Source organism: Haloarcula sp. DT43 (genome assembly GCF_037078405.1).
Classification (GTDB): Archaea; Halobacteriota; Halobacteria; order Halobacteriales; family Haloarculaceae; genus Haloarcula; species Haloarcula brevis.
Genome location: NZ_JAYMGZ010000003.1, coordinates 349,546 through 366,668 on the forward strand (window position 1 = coordinate 349,546; position 17,123 = coordinate 366,668).

Below are 17,123 nucleotides of genomic sequence, written 5' to 3' on the forward strand. Positions count from 1 at the left end.
GCGACTGAAGTTCGGTGGCAGCGCGACTGCCGGCAGATAGAAATCGTCGTTTGAGAACTTGCTGTCCCTGGTGGATTGGGTTTGTGTTTCGATCATATCAATATAAGATATTGCGTATAGCCTCCTAAGCTCATTGGGGGATAATTACGGGTCTTTATCACAGATAATTATAGATTATTGTTAATGCATATCCTCCACAATACGCGTGCTACTCAACGAATTTAGTGGATAGCTGACACACAGCTTCTGAGTTGTTTTAGGTTTCTTCGGCGTTTTGACTACGCTCGTACTCATGTTCTCATTGGTGAAAATACAATCTCCTACCGCAATCGGTACTATTTGGGTCGGCAGCCATCTTTTTATTTTTGCCCTCGTGTGTGGACCTGTGCATGTAAACATTGACGTAGTGTACCTGCGTATATCCGGTAGTTCACATACGATGACGCCCAGCTATCGAACTGGCACTCGTCTTTGACGCTTCGACAGCAGTCTCCGTACCACAACATGTCAATAACGACTAAGATACAGATCGAACACGAACGCCTCGCTCTGGTTCCAACCTTACAGAACCTCGAAGATGTAACAATCCGTGTCATCACGCAGGGGAACACCGATCCGGGGTCGACTGTGTTCCCGTTCCTCATCGAGTATCACGACCGGGAACGACTTGAGAAGATGCTCGCGACCGACCCGACAGTCCAGAGCTACGAACTTGTCGATTGGACCGACCAGACCGGCATCTACTACATCGAACACACCCCCGAAACGAAGCTCATCAGTTCTGTCGTTACCGATGTCAACGGCTTTCTCGTCCATACAGAGACGAAGGGCAACGGGTGGCTCGTCCGACTCTTGCTCCCCGACCGTGAGGCACTGAATACCATCTGGGAGTACGCAAACGAGAACGACATTTCCCTCGATATCATCGAAATATACGGAAACACGGACAGCGGCGGCGAGTCGTCGTACGGATTAACCGATGAACAGCGGACCGCCCTGACAACCGCATACGAAAACGGCTATTTCGGAGAGCCCAGGGACATCTCCTTGAACGAAGTTGCCGATGAAATCGGGTTGTCCTCGACAGCAATGAGCGGCCGGCTCCGCCGCGGGATGCGGAACCTCATTGCGGCAACAATAATTGACAGAGAGAAGTGAGTTCACAGATCTGATCTCAGCGGGCGCTTGGAAGGAACTCTCATTCGATGTACCAGCTTGTACCCATTTTGTGGCACATATTATATCTGAATATGTAGATCTGTTGATATCCTATTCTTCAGACATATTCTCATCTGAAACAGTCAGTAGTTGAGAGCTGCATACAGAGTATAATGGTTTTACTTCCATCAGATAAAAGAATACGTATGGAATGGAACAAACTATCTATTATCGCTTTTTTACAGTTTATTTTCGGTTCCTTTCTCGCCATTCAGAACTTTCTTAACTCGAAAATGATCTTTGCAGCCGCTTGGGCAGTCGTTGCAGGTGTTGGGATCATTCAGGCTTGGAAATTCCGCAGCTCGGAGCCTCTCCAAGTCTAAACTCTATCTTCATTCACCGCCTGTATTGACCGCAGGAGGGGGCAAAATATGTCACCTATTGAGGGTTTCAACAGAGCCGAATATGTGACTTGTCTAGCGGTACGACTCTACTTTGATCGCCCCCTCGAATCTTTTTGACGATAGACTGGCCGTAGCGCAGTCGCGTCTTTATTATATCCCAACCACACGCTCAACGCTGTCGCGGCGAAGACGAGGTACACGGGGAACAGGAGGACGAGGGCGTATCCAGCAAACAGCGGAGTCAGAATGTCTAGCCAGTAGAGGGTCGTAATTCCCGCGAGCCCACCGACAGCGCTCGTGACGATCCCCAAGCGAAACGCCTGCGCGGCGGCGGGTCCGGGCGACAGGTGAATTGTATCCATACGATGTTTTATATGGCTGACCCTCATAAGTCGCGCGCGAGGGACGGTATCAAGGTCCGGGTTAGCATTGGTATGCCGATATCGTACTGATGCGGTCGCAAACGGCGGAACTACGATACCCGAAAGTAGCCTGAAACCCCACTGTGTATCCAGCTCGTCAGCGGGACTGATGTGTGTGTTTCGAGCGGTGGCCGCACTCATCGACTGGGACGGACTTATTACCAGCAGCGCGACAAAGTGGTGTCTATGAAGGTCTCGTTGATCGCCGCCGTCGCAGCTAACGGCGTGATCGGCGCTGGCGGCGACATTCCGTGGCAGTATCCCGAAGACCTGAACCACTTCAAACAGACAACAGTCGGTCATCCCGTGATTATGGGGCGGCGAACCTTCGAAAGTATTCGGCGTGACCTCGATGGCCCGCTGCCAAAGCGACTGAACATCGTCTTGACCACGACACCGAATCGGCTTCCCGACAGTGTCACGGCCGTTACCTCGACGACGACAGCGTTGACAGAAGCGGCCGATAGTGGTGCATCTACGACATACGTCATCGGTGGGGCGACGGTGTATGAGCAGTTTCTCCCGCGGGCCGACGAGCTAATTCTGACCGTGCTAACCGAACCTTTCGACGGCGACACGGTTTTTCCGACAGTCGACTGGTCGTGCTGGATTGAGACGGAACGAACGACACACAGCGAGTTTGCTATCGTTAGATACACTCGCACCAGCGGTGACTCGGAGTGAGCCTTGTCTGCGCAGTTACAACGGCTCTGTGCCGGTCGACCGCCCCTTCCAGTTTCAGCCGCGTACTGCGAGGACGCATTCTAGTGAATATTCCTGCTCAGTAGATGTTACACAGCGGCTCAGAGCGTCTTCGCTCCCGCTAAACTCTACCCGGTACATAAAACCCAGAAGCAAGTAACAATATCTTTTATTAGCATTTCACATCTCCTTTCAGAGGCATGACCGGTAACGAGGAACATCCCAACCATCCCAGTGTCGACCAGTCAGACCGGACCGTCCCCCGTAACCTCCGCCAGACTGGTGACCCCAACATCGAGATGTTGGTGTCGACGCGCGTTCGAAAGTCCCCGTTCTTCCACAAGTCCTTCAACGAGGAGGGTGCGTGGCGGGCAACCGTCTACAACCGCCTCTATCACCCGCGCGGCCTCATCGAACCCGAAGACGGCGGCGTGATGAAAGAGTACGACGCACTGACCAACACTGTCACCCTTTGGGACGTCGCCGTCGAGCGACAGATCCGTGTCAAAGGACCTGACGCCGAGGCGCTGACGAACTACGTTGTCACACGCGACGTGACGGGTATGGACGCCATGGACGGGAAGTACGTCATCCTCTGTAACGAGGACGGCGGCGTCCTGAACGATCCTGTCCTCCTGCGCCCCGAAGAAGACGAGTTCTGGTTCTCCATCTCGGACTCGACGCTGATGCAGTGGCTCCAGGGAGTCAACGTCGACAACGACTTCGACGTCGAAATCGACGAGATCGATGTCGCACCGATGCAGATTCAGGGCCCGAGGGCGCTCGACGTGATGGTCGACGTCGTCGGCGAGGAAGTCAAAGACGTCCCGTACTACGGCCTGATGGACGCCGAAATCAACGGTGCCGACGTGCTCATCAGCCAGACCGGCTTCTCCGGTGAGAAAGGGTTCGAGATTTACGTCCGAAACGCCCACGAAGACGCCGAGCGGGTGTGGGACCCCGTCATGGCGTCCGTCAAAGACCACGACGGCCGTCAGATCGCGCCGGGACACCACCGCCGGATTGCCGCCGGTATCATGTCCTGGGGACAGGACCTCGACCACGAGACCTCCCCGTTCCAGGTCAATCTGGGCTATCACGTCCCTGACGACAAGGAAGCCGACTACATCGGCAAAGAGGTTCTCGAAGAGCAGAAAGAACAGATCGAGAACGGCAACTACCCGTTCGAACACAAACTCATCGGCCTGAAGATCGCCGGCGAGCCGATCCGCGACTACGCCCCCGACTTCTGGCTCATCTCCGACCCGGACACGGGCGAGGAATGCGGGTACCTCACCTCGCCGTGGTGGAACCCGGATCTGGAGACCAACATCGGCATGGGCTTTGTCCCGGCTGAGAAGATTCAGGAAGTCACCGACACGCCGCTCAACGACGAAATCTACGACGAGGAACTGGATCTGGAGTTCCAGGTCCATCTCCCAGACGAGTACGCCGACGAGCCCGGTGAGCCGGTGTTTGCCACCGCTGCGAAAGTGCCGTTCAAGGAGTCGGTCAATCCGAGCGCCCGCGAGCAGGCGAAACTCAACGCCCGTAAAGAGGCCGAAAGCGACGACTAACACCACTCCGTCTGTCCCACTTTCGAGCCGTAGCCCTACGCTTTCGGCTATCGCGCCGCTCGTTTTCGTGCAATCTGGCCAGTCAGGAATCGAATCTTTCTCGCTTGAGCGTCGTCGAGACACTGTCCGTCGGGTCCGACGTTGTTTCTACGGTCGCCGCAAGCTCTGCACAGACCTGTTCGAGCTCTCTGAGCATGGACATCACGAGCCACGAATCATCGTGAGAGGGCCCGCGTTCGTAAGCGATCTGCGTGGACTCGGCTCCCTCGTATCGATGGTAGTTCCGGACGCCACGCTTGGTGAGCGAGCACTTGGCGTCCATCGCTTTGGGTCCCAGAAACGAGCCCGCGAAGGCGTGGGCCACCGGGTCGCGGAGTCAGGTTGCAGGCCTCCACCGGGATGGCCGGCGGGACCACACCACGGTTCTACCGATCTGCCCGCCTCGTTCGGTCCTACTCGTACAGCGTGTACTCGTCGGTCAGTTCGTCCACGCGGTCGCTGACCTCCGCGACGACCTCGTCGTCGTGTGGTGCGTCGATGACCTCACAAATGAGATCCGCGACTTCTCGACAGGCGTCTTCGCCGAACCCGCGCGTCGTCAGTGCCGGTGTCCCCGCACGGATGCCCGAGGGGTTGAACGCCGAGCGGGTCTCGCCCGGGACGGTGTTGGCGTTGAGGACGATACCGGCTTCCTCCAATGCTTCCTCGACCTCCTTTCCGGTCGTATCTGGGTGCGACGGTCGGAGATCGATGAGCACGAGGTGGTTGTCCGTGCCGCCGGAGACCAGCGAGAGGCCGTGCTCCTCCAGTCGTTCACCGAGTGCGATTGCGTTGTCGACGGTCTGCTGTGCATACTGCTCGAACTCCGGGGTTAGTGCCTCGCCGAAGCCGACGGCCTTGCCGGCGACGTTGTGCATCGCGGGCCCGCCCTGGGCGCCGGGGAAGACGGCAGCGTCGATGCCGTCAGCGTACTCCTCATCGCACATGATGATGCCACCGCGCCCGGCACGGATGGTCTTGTGCGTCGAGCCGGTGACAAAATCGGCGATGCCGACAGGCGACTCGTGGACGCCAGCGGCGACCAGCCCGGTGATGTGGGCGATGTCCGCGAGGTGGTAGGCGTCGACTGCGTCGGCGGCTTCCTGAATCCGTTCGAAGTCGACCTCCCTGGGATATGCCGAATACCCCGAGACGATGATGTCCGGGTCGAAGGATTCGGCTGACTCACGGAGTCCCTCGTAGTCGATGTACCCGGTATCCTCGTCGACCTTGTACTGTTCGACCTCGTACACCTGACCGGCGAAGTTCGCCGGGTGGCCGTGCGAGAGGTGGCCGCCGTGTGTCAGGTCAAGCGAGAGGATTTTGTCGCCGGGTTCGAGTGCGGCGAGATACACGCCCATGTTCGCTTGCGAGCCCGAGTGTGGCTGGACGTTGACGTGGTCCGCGCCCCACAGCTCTGTCGCGCGGTCGATGGCGAGGTCCTCGACATCGTCGGCGTACGCACAGCCGCCGTAGTACCGCTCGCCGGGATACCCTTCCGCGTAGTTGTTCGTCAGCTCGGAGCTCTGGGCCTCCATCACAGCCTCGCTGACGTGGTTCTCGCTGGCAATCATCGCCAGTGTGTCGTTTTGCCGCTGGCGCTCGCCGTCGAGCGCGTCAGCTACCGCTGGGTCCGCTTCACGAACAGTCTCGTACGTCATACTGCGTTCAACGGCCTGGTAACGTAATAATCTGCGTACCGACGCAACCTATCAGAACAGTGGCTGATTGTGGTGACTGGTACGCAGCTACGGTCTCTGGTGGCGACTGGAGGGGACAGGACTAGCACAACTGGCTCCACCCGCCGCTGTCGTGAGGCCAATATTGCATCTCAACATAGATTCATATGTGAATTGTTCATACATTCCAATGAACATGTCTGAACAGACCAGACGTGACCTTCTGAAACGGCTCGGAGTCGGAAGTACAGCCGGTGTCGTGTCGCTAGCTGGGTGCGCTCAGCAGTCAGACGATGGCGGTGGTGACGGAGAGGCAACGACCACGGAAGCCGGTGACGAGTCGACCAACACGGAGAGCGGCGATGGTGACAGTGGTGGCGGTGAATCGATTACAATCGGGACGCTGTTCCCTGTCACGGGCACCAACAGCGCATACGGCGGTGGCCATCAGGAGGCAGCCAATTTAGCCGCCGAGGAAATCAACGAGGCAGGTGGTCCGCTGGACCGTGAGGTCGAAACTATCAACCGCGACACGGAAGGGAACCCCTCTCGGGCGGCCCAGAAGTTCCGGACGATGATAAACGAAGAAGGCATCGTTGGACTCGTGGGCCCGTACTCAAGTGGTATCGGGACCACGCTCGCGCCGGTCGCTCGCGACAACCGGGTGATGGAAGTGAGCAACGGGAACACGTCCCCGGCACTCGCAACTGCGGGCGTCAACGAAGACAACGGCGTGAAATACTACGGCCGGACCGCACCGAACGATGTCCAGCAAGCGCTCGTGATGGGGCGGATACTGAACCAGCGCGTCGAAGCCGAGACGGCAGCGTTCCTCTACGTCGACAATCCCTATGGGCAGGGGCTCGCTGAGCAGGCCAGCGAGAACTTCGAGGGTGAGACACTGAGCATGGTCGGCTACTCCCAGCAGACGAACGACTACACGTCGACGCTGGATTCAGTATTCGAGGGCGACCCCGACGCCGTGGGAGCGGTGATGTACCCGGGGAACGGTCGGACGATACTGAACCAGTGGAGCCAGGGCGGCTACGGCGGACAGTGGGTCGCCGCCGAGGCTATCCTCGCACCGCAACTCCTGTCGGATCTCTCCGACATCGTCGAGGGCATGTATATCACGTCCCCACAGACTGCCAACAGTGAGACGTTTATCAGCAATATGGGTGGTGAGAGCGCAGTCACACAGTTCGCACCCCACGCCTACGACGCGACCTACCTGGAGGCGCTGGCGATACAGCAGGCCGGGGAAGCCAGCGGAACGGGTATCGCGGAGAACATCCGCAGTGTCTCCCGGGGCGACGGGACGACGGTCGGAGTCGATGAGTTCGGGGCCGGCAAGGAGGCCCTCGCAAACGGCGAGAGCGTCAACTACGACGGGGCCTCCGGCTCGGTTGACCTCAACGAAAACCTCGAGCCGGTCGTTCCCTACCGCATCCTCGAAGTGACAAGCGGTGAGGCCGAAGTCATCGAGGAAGTTCCCCTGAGCTACTTCGAGGGCAAGATGTAGCCGGCCGCGCTCGCCCCGTCGCCCGCTACTGGGGCGGCGTGTGGCTTTATTTCGCCGACAGCTATACTACCGGTATGAGCGTCGATATCGAACCGGAGTGGCAGCCGGCGACCAAGCTGAACGTCATCGGCGGAGCGGTCGATTTCACGGCCATAGATCCGCTCCCCGATGGCGTCACCCGCGACCAGATCGAGGAGATTTGCTACACGGTCCGTGAACTCTACGGCGACTACGTCGATGAAATCGTCGCTGAGACGACCCTCTCACAGCGAGAGGCCCAGACGTGGGTACTCCGGACTCTCGCTCACGACGGCACCGACCCGCTCTCCTATGAGGCGATTGGACTGTACATCTGGGCCATTGGCCGTGCGACGGAGGGCGACCCGCTCTCGCGGACCATCGTGACGGAGTATTACGACCGGGCCGAGACGAAGGTCGAGCGTGCCGAGGCGACGGTCAAGCGGACCGGGCCACCGCCGTATCCGGATGACGTGTATGATACCCCCGCGCTGCTCTGGGTCGATGCACCGGTCGCCGAGCGGCTCCAGCGACACCGGCAACCGAACGAAACGTTCAGTGACTGCCTCGCCCGACTGCTGGACGAGTCCGTTTCAGCGGTCACCATCGAAGCGTTCGTCGAGGCCTACCTGACCGAACGGGACGCCGACTATGTAGCGGTCGACACCGTCTACCCCGACTGGGATGCCAAACTGCACGTGGTCGTCGGGGTGCCGGCGGAGGGTCCGAAACCCGACGCGGTCGCTGACGCCACGATGTTACGAGTGGACGACCGCACATATGATTTTACCGTCAGCGAGGAGGTCGGTCCCATCCACGCGGACTCTCACCTCGTCGTGTCAGCTGAGACAGCGGACACGTCGGTTGCAGTCGCGGACGGAGCTGACAGACTCGGAACGGCACTTGCGGGCGTCGAGCGTTCGCTCCCGGACCTGGTATCCCATCTCCGCTCCGTGGGCGCAACAGCACTCGCCGTCGGGACTGAACCTGCCGGCGCTGGCGCACACCTGTTCCCGGTTTTCGAGGGGGAGCCGGCTGCGGAACCGCTAGCTTCGCTCGAACGGATAACGCTAGACGAACGGACGCTGGACGTGGGTCGGGTCTCGCCGCTGAGGATGGCTGCATATCGGGACCGAAGCGAGACAACAAGACTGCTGTGGGCGCGCGATGACGGGCCTCTGGAACAACGGGCGCTCCCTGATGACCCACTCGGCCGGCGGGAACTGCTCCCGGACGCAGTGCTCAGAACGAGCACTTAACCGCCGAGATACAGCTCACCGACCTCGTCGCTGTCGAGCAGGTCCTGTCCGCTCCCGGCGAACTCGTTCTCTCCCATATCCAGTACGTAGCCTCTGTCCGAGACTGACAGCGCTTGACGCGCGTTCTGTTCGACCATGAGAATCGCCGTCTCGGTTTCGTCACGGATTCGAACGAGGCGGTCAAACATGTCGTCTACAAGGTCCGGAGCCAGACCGGCCGAGGGCTCGTCGACGAGGAGCAGTTCTGGGTCGAGCATCAGCGCCGAGGACAGGGCGAGCATCTGCTGTTGTCCCCCGGACATGGTTCCGGCCTTCTGGTTCTGTCGCTCACGGAGAACCGGGAACCGCTCGAAGGCGTCCTGGAAGTCAGCTTCACTCACGTCCGCGTCGATGTACGCCCCCATTTCGAGGTTCTCCCGGACGGTGAGTGTCGGGAAGACGTTCTCCCGCTGGGGGACGTAACACAGCCCCTGTTCGGTCACCTCGTCGGCCCGGAGGTCGGTAATGTCGGTTCCGTCGAACGTGACTCGCCCTGCCCAGCAGTCGATGAGGCCGTAGATAGCCTTCATCAGCGTCGACTTCCCTGCCCCGTTCGGACCGATGATAGTGACGATCTCCTCCGCACCGACATCTATGTCGACGCCGTGGAGAATTTCCGCGTCACCGTATCCGGAGACAACGCCCCGTGCTTCGAGCAGTGCCATCTCAGTCCACCCCCAGGTAGGCGTCGATGACACGCTGGTCGTCCCGAATCGTAGCCGGTTCGCCTGCGACCAGTTTCTTGCCCTCGTTCATGACGATGATTGTATCACAGAGATCCATGATGACTTCCATGTCGTGTTCGACGATACAGAAGGTGTATCCCTCGTCCCGCAACGCTCTGATGCGGTCGGTCAGCTTCTCGGTCAGCGCCGGATTGACGCCCGCGACCGGTTCGTCGAGGAGGACGAGTTTCGGGTCGAGCATCAGCACCCGGCCCAGTTCCAACAGTTTCCGCTGGCCGCCCGAGAGATTGCCGGCCAGTTCTTCGGCGACGTGGTCGATTTCGAGCAGTTCCAGCATCTCCGTCGCCCGCTCGTACAGTTCCCTCTCTTCCTCGGCGACGGCGTCACGGCGGAACCACGCGTTGGCGAGGTTCTCCCCGGCCTGTTGCTGGGGGGCGAGCATCAGGTTCTCCCGGGCGGTCATATCGCTCAGCTCCCGCGTAATCTGGAATGTCCGGGCCAGTCCCTCTCGAGCCAGCATGAACGGCCGACTGAATTTGTGGCCTTCATATGTGGCTTTGAATTGCTCCTGTCCGAGGTAGACGCCGGCGCCGAGGCCCGCACCAAGCGCGCCAGCGCCCAGACTGGCCGCGGTGCCGAGCCCGGCGGCCCCGAAGGCCGCGACAGCACCGATGCTCCCGAAGGTGAGTCCTGACGCACCCCCCCAGATGAGCTGTTCGTCGCTGCTTGCCGTCATCAGATCCTGTAGCGACCGCCCGTCGTAACGAACGGTCCCGCTGTCGGGCTTGTAAAACCCGCTGATGAGATTAAACGTCGTTGTCTTGCCGGCGCCGTTAGGCCCGATAAGCCCCGTTATCGAGCCTTCCTCGATGTCGAAGGTGGCACCGTCGACGGCAACGATGCCACCGAAGGTCTTCCGGAGGTCCTCTACTTCGAGAAGTGCGCTCATTCGTCGTCACCTCCGTCGGCACGGGCGGCCACGTCGCCTTCCCGCTGTGGGGCCTGGGATTCGTTGGCCCCTACAGGCGTGCTGTAGTTCGCTTTCCCCAGCAGTCCGTCCGGCAAATAATACAGCACGATGAGGAACAGAATCCCCATGACGACGAGACGGAAGGCGACCACGTTGACGCGCAGTGCTGGTGGGAAAAACGACGCGATTTGGGTCGTCGCCTGCTGGAAGGCCCAGAACACGGCGGCCCCGAGGACCGTCCCCTTGTTGTTGCTGGGCCCGCCGATGAAGACGATGAGCAGGGCGATGAACGTCACCCGCGGCGCAAACGTGACGAAGGTGAGCCCCTGAGTGTACATCGCCCACAGCGCCCCCGCGAAACCGGCCAGCGCCGAGCCGATGACCATGCTCTGTATCTTGTACACGAAGGGGTCCTTGCCCAGCGAGCGCACCACGTCTTCGTCGTTCCGGACTGCCCGAAGCACGCGGCCGAACGGCGACCGGGCGGTTAGTTCCAGCACGTAGTAGGCCCCGATCAGGAACAGGACAAAACCGGCCAACAGGAAGCGCTGGTAGTCGACCTGCACAGTCAGATTCCCGACAACAGCCGCGATGTAGTCCACGCCGACATCCCCGCCGAAAGCCAGTATCCACACGAGGTTCTGTAGCAACGCTTTGAGCGCCGGCCCGAGTTGCCCGCTACTGAGGGGTCCGACTAGCGGAATGACGAAGTACCAGAGAGCGACAAACCACAGCGCCGCGACGCCGACTATCTGGACTTTCGCCGCGGCGAACCAGTCCCGCGACTGAACGGCACGGTAGAACCCGCCGACGACGAGTCCGAGCAGGAGCAGGCCCCCGGCGATCTTGACTGCCACGGCATCGGCGTAGGGGACCGGCAGCAAGGCGACGAGGAATCCAGTCCCGAGGGCGATACCACTCAGCCACTCACGACGCGTGAGTCGTCCGAACTGTCGAACCAGAACCACAGTAAGCACGAGCCAGGTGAACGCGGAGACAAACACGCCGACCAGCAGGATGCGGTCTGCGACAGCTAGCAACACCGCCATGAGGACGGCGGCGATGACGCCGCCGCCGGCGGCAACCTGAATGGGAGTCGCTAGCGGGCCGTCAGAGCGACTGAGTGTCGAGAGTCCGAACGAGCCCGCGAGGTACAGCGTCGACACTGGTAGCGGGGAGCTGTAATCGCACTCCCCAGCGAGCACTGCCAGGGCGACACCCCAGACGACGGCTGTGATAACGCCGAACAGAACCGGTGTGGCCGGCAGCGACACGCCGAGGAACGGCACGCTAACCTGCCCTTCCAGCAACAGCGGGAAGCTGCTTTGTAACGGTGGGCTGTATCCGCGCAGCGCGTCGGGGCCGTTTGCGAACCACGTCTCGGCCTGAATGAACCGCTGGAAGATGACGGACACGCCCAGAACCGTGATCGCGAGGTAGTCCTCCCGCAGGCGGATGGTCGGCAGCGCGACCAGCCCACCGATTATTCCCGACAGCAGCGTTGCGACCGCGATGCCGACGATCCACGTTCCGACAATGGGGATGTCGCCGAGTCCGACGACGTAGGCGGTGAAGTCCCCCGGGTCGTCCGGTGGGAGAACGAACAGGACCGACGTGTACGCGCCCACGAGGAAGAATCCCACATGACCGAAGTCCAACAGCCCGGTGTGGCCATACTTCAGGGTCAGCCCGTACGAGAGGATGCCGTAGATTGCGACCAGCACCATAAACGAGATGACGACGTCTGATACTGCCATCTGTCAGTCCCCCACTATTCCTTCGGGCTTGATGAGCAAGACGAGCAGTAAGACGACGAACGCGACAGGGACTCGGTATGTGGCACTCAGACCCGGGATAGCGAAGATACCGACTTCCATCGCAAGCCCGACGACGTAACTCCCGAGGATAGCCCCATACACTGATATCCCGCCGAGAATGACGCCAGCGAACATCGGGAGCAAGAGGAAGAAGCCGAGGTTGATCGTGATGTTGCTGAACAGGAAGCCAAGCAACACACCGGCGACCGCGGCGAACATCCCCGCGAGTATCCAGACGACCATCATCACACGGCGCGTGTTTATGCCGCGAATCATCGCCAGTTCCCGGTTGTCGCTGGTCGCCCGCATCGCCTTCCCGAGCGTCGTCGCCTGTAGCAGGTAGTGGAGGAATCCCATGAGGCCGGCCGCGATGAGGATGATCCCCAGCCTGAGCGGCGACGTTCGCAGGCGCGTCTCGTACAGTGTGTCCGACGGGACCGTCCCGCCACCGGCGAACAGTGCGCCGCCGACCAGCAGGACGGCGACCCCACCGAGTCCAGCAGCCAGGCGCGGACCGACCACACCTGCAGTGTCACGTCGGCGTCGGTACCCCGCACCTGCGACCACGGCGGCAACGCCCAGGATACCAATCACTTCCAGCCACCCATAGCCCAGGGTGAACAGCTGGAGGTTCTCTGCGCCGCGCGTGTCGAGAACGTTGACAACGACGCCATTGCTCGACACCAGAAGGTCGATCAACTTCGCGAACGTGAAGTTGACGCTCGACCCGGCCGCCTGAATCGTCGTGTCCACCTCGTAGAACCGAATGTCGCCGCCGAAGACAGTCTGGATACTGAACCGGATAATAAATGCCATCGCGAGGGAGACGATGAGCATCATCGCTAGTTCGACGTCTTTCTCCCGGAATTTGCGGAACACGAACGATTCGGTCAGCGGTACCACGGCACCGAGAACAACGACGGCGAACAGGAGTGCGGCGGGATAGGACGGGAGACCGGCCACAATGAGCGCGCCGACAATCACTGCGAGGCCAACGTGCGTTGCGGTCCCTACTGTCGGTGATACGTCAATTGCCCACCACCCCCCGCGTATCGCGTCGACGCCACCGAGATGGTACACCGACCCGAGAATCCCCGCGGCCGAGACGGCGAACAACAGCCCGGCTCCCGTGAGACCGACCGCACGCGGTCCCGTGGCGAACACGTCGAACAGCGGGACGGACTGTGGCTTGTTCACAAGAAGCGCGGCATAAGCACCCAGTGTCAGAAGGTCCCCGTGTGCGAAGTTCGGAACCTCGGCGATGTCGTAGACGAGCGACAGCCCGATTGCACCCAGTGAGATAATACTACCCGTGACCAACCCAGTCAGAATTGCGTTCAACAGTCCGGCAGACGGGGCCATACGGAGGACATGTATCTCCCAAATAAATATTGTTTTTCCATCAGGTAATTGTGCCGCTGACCAGTGACCGCGACGGATTTGCCGCGAACGTCGCTGGGTCGCTGTCGACTATCTGTCCAGTCGGTTGTGCCGCCACTGCTCCGTGTCGGGCGTCTGATTGAAGGTGTATATGTGGACGCCGCGGATGTTGTACTCGTCGTCTCCGACGTGGGGGGCGAGGCCGTCGATGAGTTCGTCGGGTTTGTACGTCCCGCGAGAGCCGACCAGTTGCTTGACAAACCCAAGAATGCCGGTCGTCTTCCGGAGGAATTTAATCGAATCACCGACGCCGACCTTTTGAGAGATTTGCATCAGGCGCTGGTAGTTCATCACCCCCGGGATACCGACTTCTACCGGGAGTTCGATACCGCGGGCGCGGATGTCTTCGACCCACTCTAGCACGGTGTCCGGGTCGTAACAGAGCTGGGTGACGATGTATGTCGCGTACGGTGCTTTCTGTGCCATCGACTCCGCCAGCGTCTCGTCATCGATGAAATCGTGACCCTCGGGGTAGCCCGTGATGCCGACTTCTTCGAAAGAGTACTCTGTCTCTGCGAGCACTTCGAGCAGGTCCAGTGCCGACCCATACTCGCCAGCCGGTTCCTCGCGGTCACCACCCGGGACGAAGATGTCCGTAATGCCTGCCTGCTCCAGACGCTCAGCGATTGCTTTGAGTTGCTCCCTGTCCTCGATGTACCGGGCCGCAATATGTGGCACGACATCGAACCCCATCTCGGCGGCTTCTTCCGTCTTTTCGACGGTCTTCTCGATGCCGAGCTGTGGCGATGTCGTGATTGCGATGGTCGCGTCGTCGGGGAGGTGGGTGATCTCCTCGTCGAAGCTCTCGAACGGCATCAGTTCGAACCGAGCGCTCGTCAGTAGCGTCTGGACACCCTGACTGTCTGAGACAGCACGCGTTCCGAGGGCCATGATTTAGCTGGAATTAGGCATACCCGTACTTCGCTTTGTGGGTGGGGCATCGAACCCGTTTATAAGTGACCCCACTGTCACGCGCTATGAGGCGTACACTGTCGGATTCGACTGGCCACCCGCTCGAAGGTGACGGTGTGGTTCGGTTCGTCCGTGAGCCTGCACAGGACGAGGTCCAACAGATTGAGTTCCTCGAGCAGGTTCCGGGTCTGGCCCCGTTCGAGATTCAGACAGCGCTGGACTTCGTATACCGTGTCCGCATCGGCCACGGCGTCCGCGACATCGCGCAGGTGGACGTCGGCCGGCAGTCCGAGCCCGTCAGTGACCAGTTGCTCGTCGGGGAGTTCCCCGACCGATTCGCTGGTGGGGCCTGCTGAGTCTGGTGCGGTAGGTTCTGCCGCGCTAGCTTGGCTGTCCTCGTCGCCGGCTTCAGTCTGGTTCGCGTCGTCGTCGCACTCCCTCGCCTCGCTGTTGTCACTGGAGGTGTTGTACCTGTTCGGGGTGTGGATATCCGCTTCTATCATGTACCGTCGGACCGTCTCGGAGGAGACGTCCATCTGTATCTGCTCGGCGATTTCTCTGAAGTTGTCGCACTCGTCGTACAGTGCTTGCAGGTAGTCGGTGTCCTCATACGGCGGCACGGAGTCGTCGCGGACGGCGGCGAATGGATCGGATTCAAAGTCGGTCTCGCGACCCGACTGTATCTCTGTCGATGCCGCACCGTCTGACTGTGGGGTTTTCTGTGCCCCGTCGTCTTCGTCACCGACACGCTCCGAATCCGGCACAGCCGACCCGTCTAGCGATGCACCACCGTCAGTATCAGCCGGACTCACTGCGCTGACTGTCGCTGTGTCGCTAGAGCCAGCCCTCTCTGGCTCACAGTCGGCGCTAGCTGTCTCATCTGATGCAACTGTGGCGTCGATTGTCAGGTCCACCGTCAGGAGCAAGCCGTCATCGGCGACCGTCACCGAGGCGTCACCAACCGAGAGTGAGGCACCGGTAGTTGACGGAAGGGTGGTGGCTGACGGTGAGAATGTGACTTCGAGATCCCCACTCTCCGTCAGCCGTGCCGTCTCCGGCGTGAGATTTCCATCAGCGCCGCCGCCGGACCGCAGTGAGACCGGCATCGCCACCGTCACATCGAGGACTGCAGCACCGGTATCGGCCGGCGATGCTTCGACGGTCTTGATGGACCGGCCGCGGGATTCGTACGCATCGATGACCTCCGCGAGTGCCGTGAACGCGTCGTGAAGTCCCATGTTATTGATTGACTATGACACGTTATGGTGTAGAGATAGGTGTGGAATAGCGAACCCATTTATAAACCCCCCCCCTAAATGACGGTCCCCAAAACACGGCTGAAACAGAACGTATCGACGACTACCGGACTCGTGCAGGTCATCGCGGTCTCGCGATACCCGCGAGCCGCTCTCCCTGCACGACGACAGACTCCCTAGCGAGCGAGAATATCACTCCTCGTTCTGTCGCTGAGACAACCTGTTGTTGCTCGAACGAGGCGGGTTCGTAGACTGTCCCCAGTCGCTCACCAGCGGCAACGGTGTCGCCGACGGCGATGTCCGGCTGACATTCGAACAGCCCCGATTCCGACGCGGTGACTGGCTCCGCATCGTTTCGGAGTACCGTCTGTGCAGCCTTTGATTCTGGCTCTTCCGGGAGGAGTGCCTGTTCGCGCAGGAGATTGTGTATCCCGTCGACACCAGCCGCAACCGCGTCCTCTGCAATTCGGCGACTGTTCGATAGTTCTGCGGTGATAACCGGAATCCCGGCTGCCGCAGCCGCAGCCCGGAATGTCCTGCCGGACCCGTCGTCGTCCGTATCCTTGGGTGCGTCGGTGAGCCTGTATGCAGTGCCGAACGCTTCGGCGAGGCCCTCGGCGGCTGGGTCGTCTGCCCGGCATCGGACGTGTTCCAGCATATCTGCTGTGCCGGTGTGGAGGTCGACCGCCGCGTCGGCGTCTTTTACGAGTTCCCACAGGCGAGCGGCGAACTGTTCCTGTAGACTGCCATTCACGTCGCCTGGCCACACGCGGTTCAGGTTCGGGTTCATCACGTCGTACTCGCCCGGAGTCATGTAGGACCGGTGATCGAACGCGAGCTGATTCACTACCGGAACGACGAGCACTGTCCCGGCGATGGCCGCGTCAGTCAGGCGGTCATGTAGTCGACGTAACGCGGCTGGACCGTTGAGTTCGATGCCGTGTTGGGCCGCCTGAATATACACGGTCGGTCCGGAGCCGCCGTCGTATCGGTGGACAGTCACAGACACGTCTCGCCCCGACGGCAATCGTCCGAGCTGTCGGTCAGTCGTCGTGTGCGTGACGGCCCTGTAGTCCATATCAAACCCCGGCGACGCGAAGACAAAAACGCTGGGAGTTGGAGCGTCGCTGGATAACACGGAGTGGGGCTGTGATTCCTCTCAGAACAGAGCCACTGGCCGATACGGCGATCATCGCTGATCTGAAATCATCCTGTTGGAAATA

Annotated in this window: 16 protein-coding genes; 6 read left to right on the forward strand and 10 right to left on the reverse strand. The window is 60.3% G+C overall.

What is annotated here, in order from left to right:
* Window positions 1–504: 504 nt before the first annotated feature.
* Both VI123_RS13465 and VI123_RS13470 read left to right on the forward strand, forming a co-directional pair.
* Complete coding sequence (locus VI123_RS13465) at window positions 505–1,158, forward strand: helix-turn-helix domain-containing protein (protein WP_336338578.1); 654 nt, start codon at window positions 505–507, stop codon at window positions 1,156–1,158.
* Between the two features lie 206 nt (window positions 1,159–1,364).
* Window positions 1,365–1,541 (forward strand): hypothetical protein, encoded by a 177-nt coding sequence (locus VI123_RS13470; protein WP_336338579.1) that lies wholly within the window; start codon window positions 1,365–1,367, stop codon window positions 1,539–1,541.
* A 107-nt stretch (window positions 1,542–1,648) separates the two neighbouring features.
* Here the strand turns inward: VI123_RS13470 and VI123_RS13475 are convergent, their stop codons facing one another.
* Window positions 1,649–1,924 (reverse strand): hypothetical protein, encoded by a 276-nt coding sequence (locus VI123_RS13475; protein ID WP_336338580.1) that lies wholly within the window; start codon window positions 1,922–1,924, stop codon window positions 1,649–1,651.
* A 246-nt stretch (window positions 1,925–2,170) separates the two neighbouring features.
* Between VI123_RS13475 and VI123_RS13480 the strand changes: the two genes are divergently transcribed.
* Both VI123_RS13480 and VI123_RS13485 read left to right on the forward strand, forming a co-directional pair.
* Window positions 2,171–2,668, forward strand: coding sequence for a dihydrofolate reductase (locus tag VI123_RS13480; protein ID WP_336338581.1), 498 nt, complete (start codon window positions 2,171–2,173; stop codon window positions 2,666–2,668).
* 218 nt (window positions 2,669–2,886) lie between these two features.
* Window positions 2,887–4,263 carry an aminomethyltransferase family protein gene (locus tag VI123_RS13485; protein WP_336338582.1) on the forward strand — a complete coding sequence of 459 codons (1,377 nt, stop codon included), beginning with the start codon at window positions 2,887–2,889 and terminating at the stop codon, window positions 4,261–4,263.
* Between the two features lie 82 nt (window positions 4,264–4,345).
* Here VI123_RS13485 and VI123_RS13490 read toward each other — a convergent pair whose 3' ends face one another.
* Window positions 4,346–4,585, reverse strand: coding sequence for a hypothetical protein (locus tag VI123_RS13490; RefSeq protein ID WP_336338583.1), 240 nt, complete (start codon window positions 4,583–4,585; stop codon window positions 4,346–4,348).
* 130 nt (window positions 4,586–4,715) lie between these two features.
* Window positions 4,716–5,963: a serine hydroxymethyltransferase gene (glyA, locus tag VI123_RS13495; protein WP_336338584.1), complete on the reverse strand. Its 1,248-nt coding sequence runs from the start codon at window positions 5,961–5,963 to the stop codon at window positions 4,716–4,718.
* A 277-nt stretch (window positions 5,964–6,240) separates the two neighbouring features.
* On the opposite strand from glyA, the gene VI123_RS13500 reads away from it, so the two are divergent.
* On the forward strand, window positions 6,241–7,503 hold the full coding sequence (locus VI123_RS13500) for an ABC transporter substrate-binding protein (RefSeq protein ID WP_336338585.1): 1,263 nt from the start codon (window positions 6,241–6,243) through the stop codon (window positions 7,501–7,503).
* A gap of 74 nt (window positions 7,504–7,577) precedes the next feature.
* Entirely contained in the window at window positions 7,578–8,780 is a 1,203-nt protein-coding gene (locus VI123_RS13505) for a hypothetical protein (protein WP_336338586.1), read from the forward strand.
* Here the strand turns inward: VI123_RS13505 and VI123_RS13510 are convergent.
* From VI123_RS13510 to VI123_RS13540, 7 genes are all read right to left on the reverse strand, one after another.
* Complete coding sequence (locus VI123_RS13510; RefSeq protein ID WP_336338587.1) at window positions 8,777–9,484, reverse strand: ABC transporter ATP-binding protein; 708 nt, start codon at window positions 9,482–9,484, stop codon at window positions 8,777–8,779. The genes VI123_RS13505 and VI123_RS13510 overlap by 4 nt on opposite strands.
* Window position 9,485: 1 nt before the next feature.
* On the reverse strand, window positions 9,486–10,454 hold the full coding sequence (locus tag VI123_RS13515; RefSeq protein ID WP_336338588.1) for an ABC transporter ATP-binding protein: 969 nt from the start codon (window positions 10,452–10,454) through the stop codon (window positions 9,486–9,488).
* Window positions 10,451–12,232 (reverse strand): ABC transporter permease subunit, encoded by a 1,782-nt coding sequence (locus VI123_RS13520; protein ID WP_336338589.1) that lies wholly within the window; start codon window positions 12,230–12,232, stop codon window positions 10,451–10,453. Before VI123_RS13520 ends, VI123_RS13515 begins: the two co-directional genes overlap by 4 nt.
* 3 nt (window positions 12,233–12,235) lie before the next feature.
* Entirely contained in the window at window positions 12,236–13,654 is a 1,419-nt protein-coding gene (locus VI123_RS13525; RefSeq protein ID WP_336338590.1) for a branched-chain amino acid ABC transporter permease, read from the reverse strand.
* Between the two features lie 108 nt (window positions 13,655–13,762).
* A complete protein-coding gene (locus tag VI123_RS13530) occupies window positions 13,763–14,623 on the reverse strand; it encodes a methylenetetrahydrofolate reductase (RefSeq protein WP_336338591.1) in 861 nt (286 codons plus the stop codon).
* Between the two features lie 77 nt (window positions 14,624–14,700).
* Complete coding sequence (locus VI123_RS13535) at window positions 14,701–15,882, reverse strand: hypothetical protein (RefSeq protein ID WP_336338592.1); 1,182 nt, start codon at window positions 15,880–15,882, stop codon at window positions 14,701–14,703.
* A gap of 139 nt (window positions 15,883–16,021) precedes the next feature.
* Entirely contained in the window at window positions 16,022–16,978 is a 957-nt protein-coding gene (locus tag VI123_RS13540; protein ID WP_336338593.1) for a succinylglutamate desuccinylase/aspartoacylase family protein, read from the reverse strand.
* Between the last annotated feature and the right edge of the window lie 145 nt (window positions 16,979–17,123).

Bases quoted from the DNA above. Each gene is read 5' to 3' on its own strand.
- VI123_RS13465 (WP_336338578.1), top strand. From the start codon at position 505: ATGTCAATAACGACTAAGATACAGATCGAACACGAACGCCTCGCTCTG.
- VI123_RS13470 (WP_336338579.1), top strand. From the start codon at position 1,365: ATGGAATGGAACAAACTATCTATTATCGCTTTTTTACAGTTTATTTTC.
- VI123_RS13475 (WP_336338580.1), bottom strand. From the start codon at position 1,924: ATGGATACAATTCACCTGTCGCCCGGACCCGCCGCCGCGCAGGCGTTT.
- VI123_RS13480 (WP_336338581.1), top strand. From the start codon at position 2,171: ATGAAGGTCTCGTTGATCGCCGCCGTCGCAGCTAACGGCGTGATCGGC.
- VI123_RS13485 (WP_336338582.1), top strand. From the start codon at position 2,887: ATGACCGGTAACGAGGAACATCCCAACCATCCCAGTGTCGACCAGTCA.
- VI123_RS13490 (WP_336338583.1), bottom strand. From the start codon at position 4,585: ATGGACGCCAAGTGCTCGCTCACCAAGCGTGGCGTCCGGAACTACCAT.
- glyA (WP_336338584.1), bottom strand. From the start codon at position 5,963: ATGACGTACGAGACTGTTCGTGAAGCGGACCCAGCGGTAGCTGACGCG.
- VI123_RS13505 (WP_336338586.1), top strand. From the start codon at position 7,578: ATGAGCGTCGATATCGAACCGGAGTGGCAGCCGGCGACCAAGCTGAAC.
- VI123_RS13510 (WP_336338587.1), bottom strand. From the start codon at position 9,484: ATGGCACTGCTCGAAGCACGGGGCGTTGTCTCCGGATACGGTGACGCG.
- VI123_RS13515 (WP_336338588.1), bottom strand. From the start codon at position 10,454: ATGAGCGCACTTCTCGAAGTAGAGGACCTCCGGAAGACCTTCGGTGGC.
- VI123_RS13520 (WP_336338589.1), bottom strand. From the start codon at position 12,232: ATGGCAGTATCAGACGTCGTCATCTCGTTTATGGTGCTGGTCGCAATC.
- VI123_RS13525 (WP_336338590.1), bottom strand. From the start codon at position 13,654: ATGGCCCCGTCTGCCGGACTGTTGAACGCAATTCTGACTGGGTTGGTC.
- VI123_RS13530 (WP_336338591.1), bottom strand. From the start codon at position 14,623: ATGGCCCTCGGAACGCGTGCTGTCTCAGACAGTCAGGGTGTCCAGACG.
- VI123_RS13535 (WP_336338592.1), bottom strand. From the start codon at position 15,882: ATGGGACTTCACGACGCGTTCACGGCACTCGCGGAGGTCATCGATGCG.
- VI123_RS13540 (WP_336338593.1), bottom strand. From the start codon at position 16,978: ATGGACTACAGGGCCGTCACGCACACGACGACTGACCGACAGCTCGGA.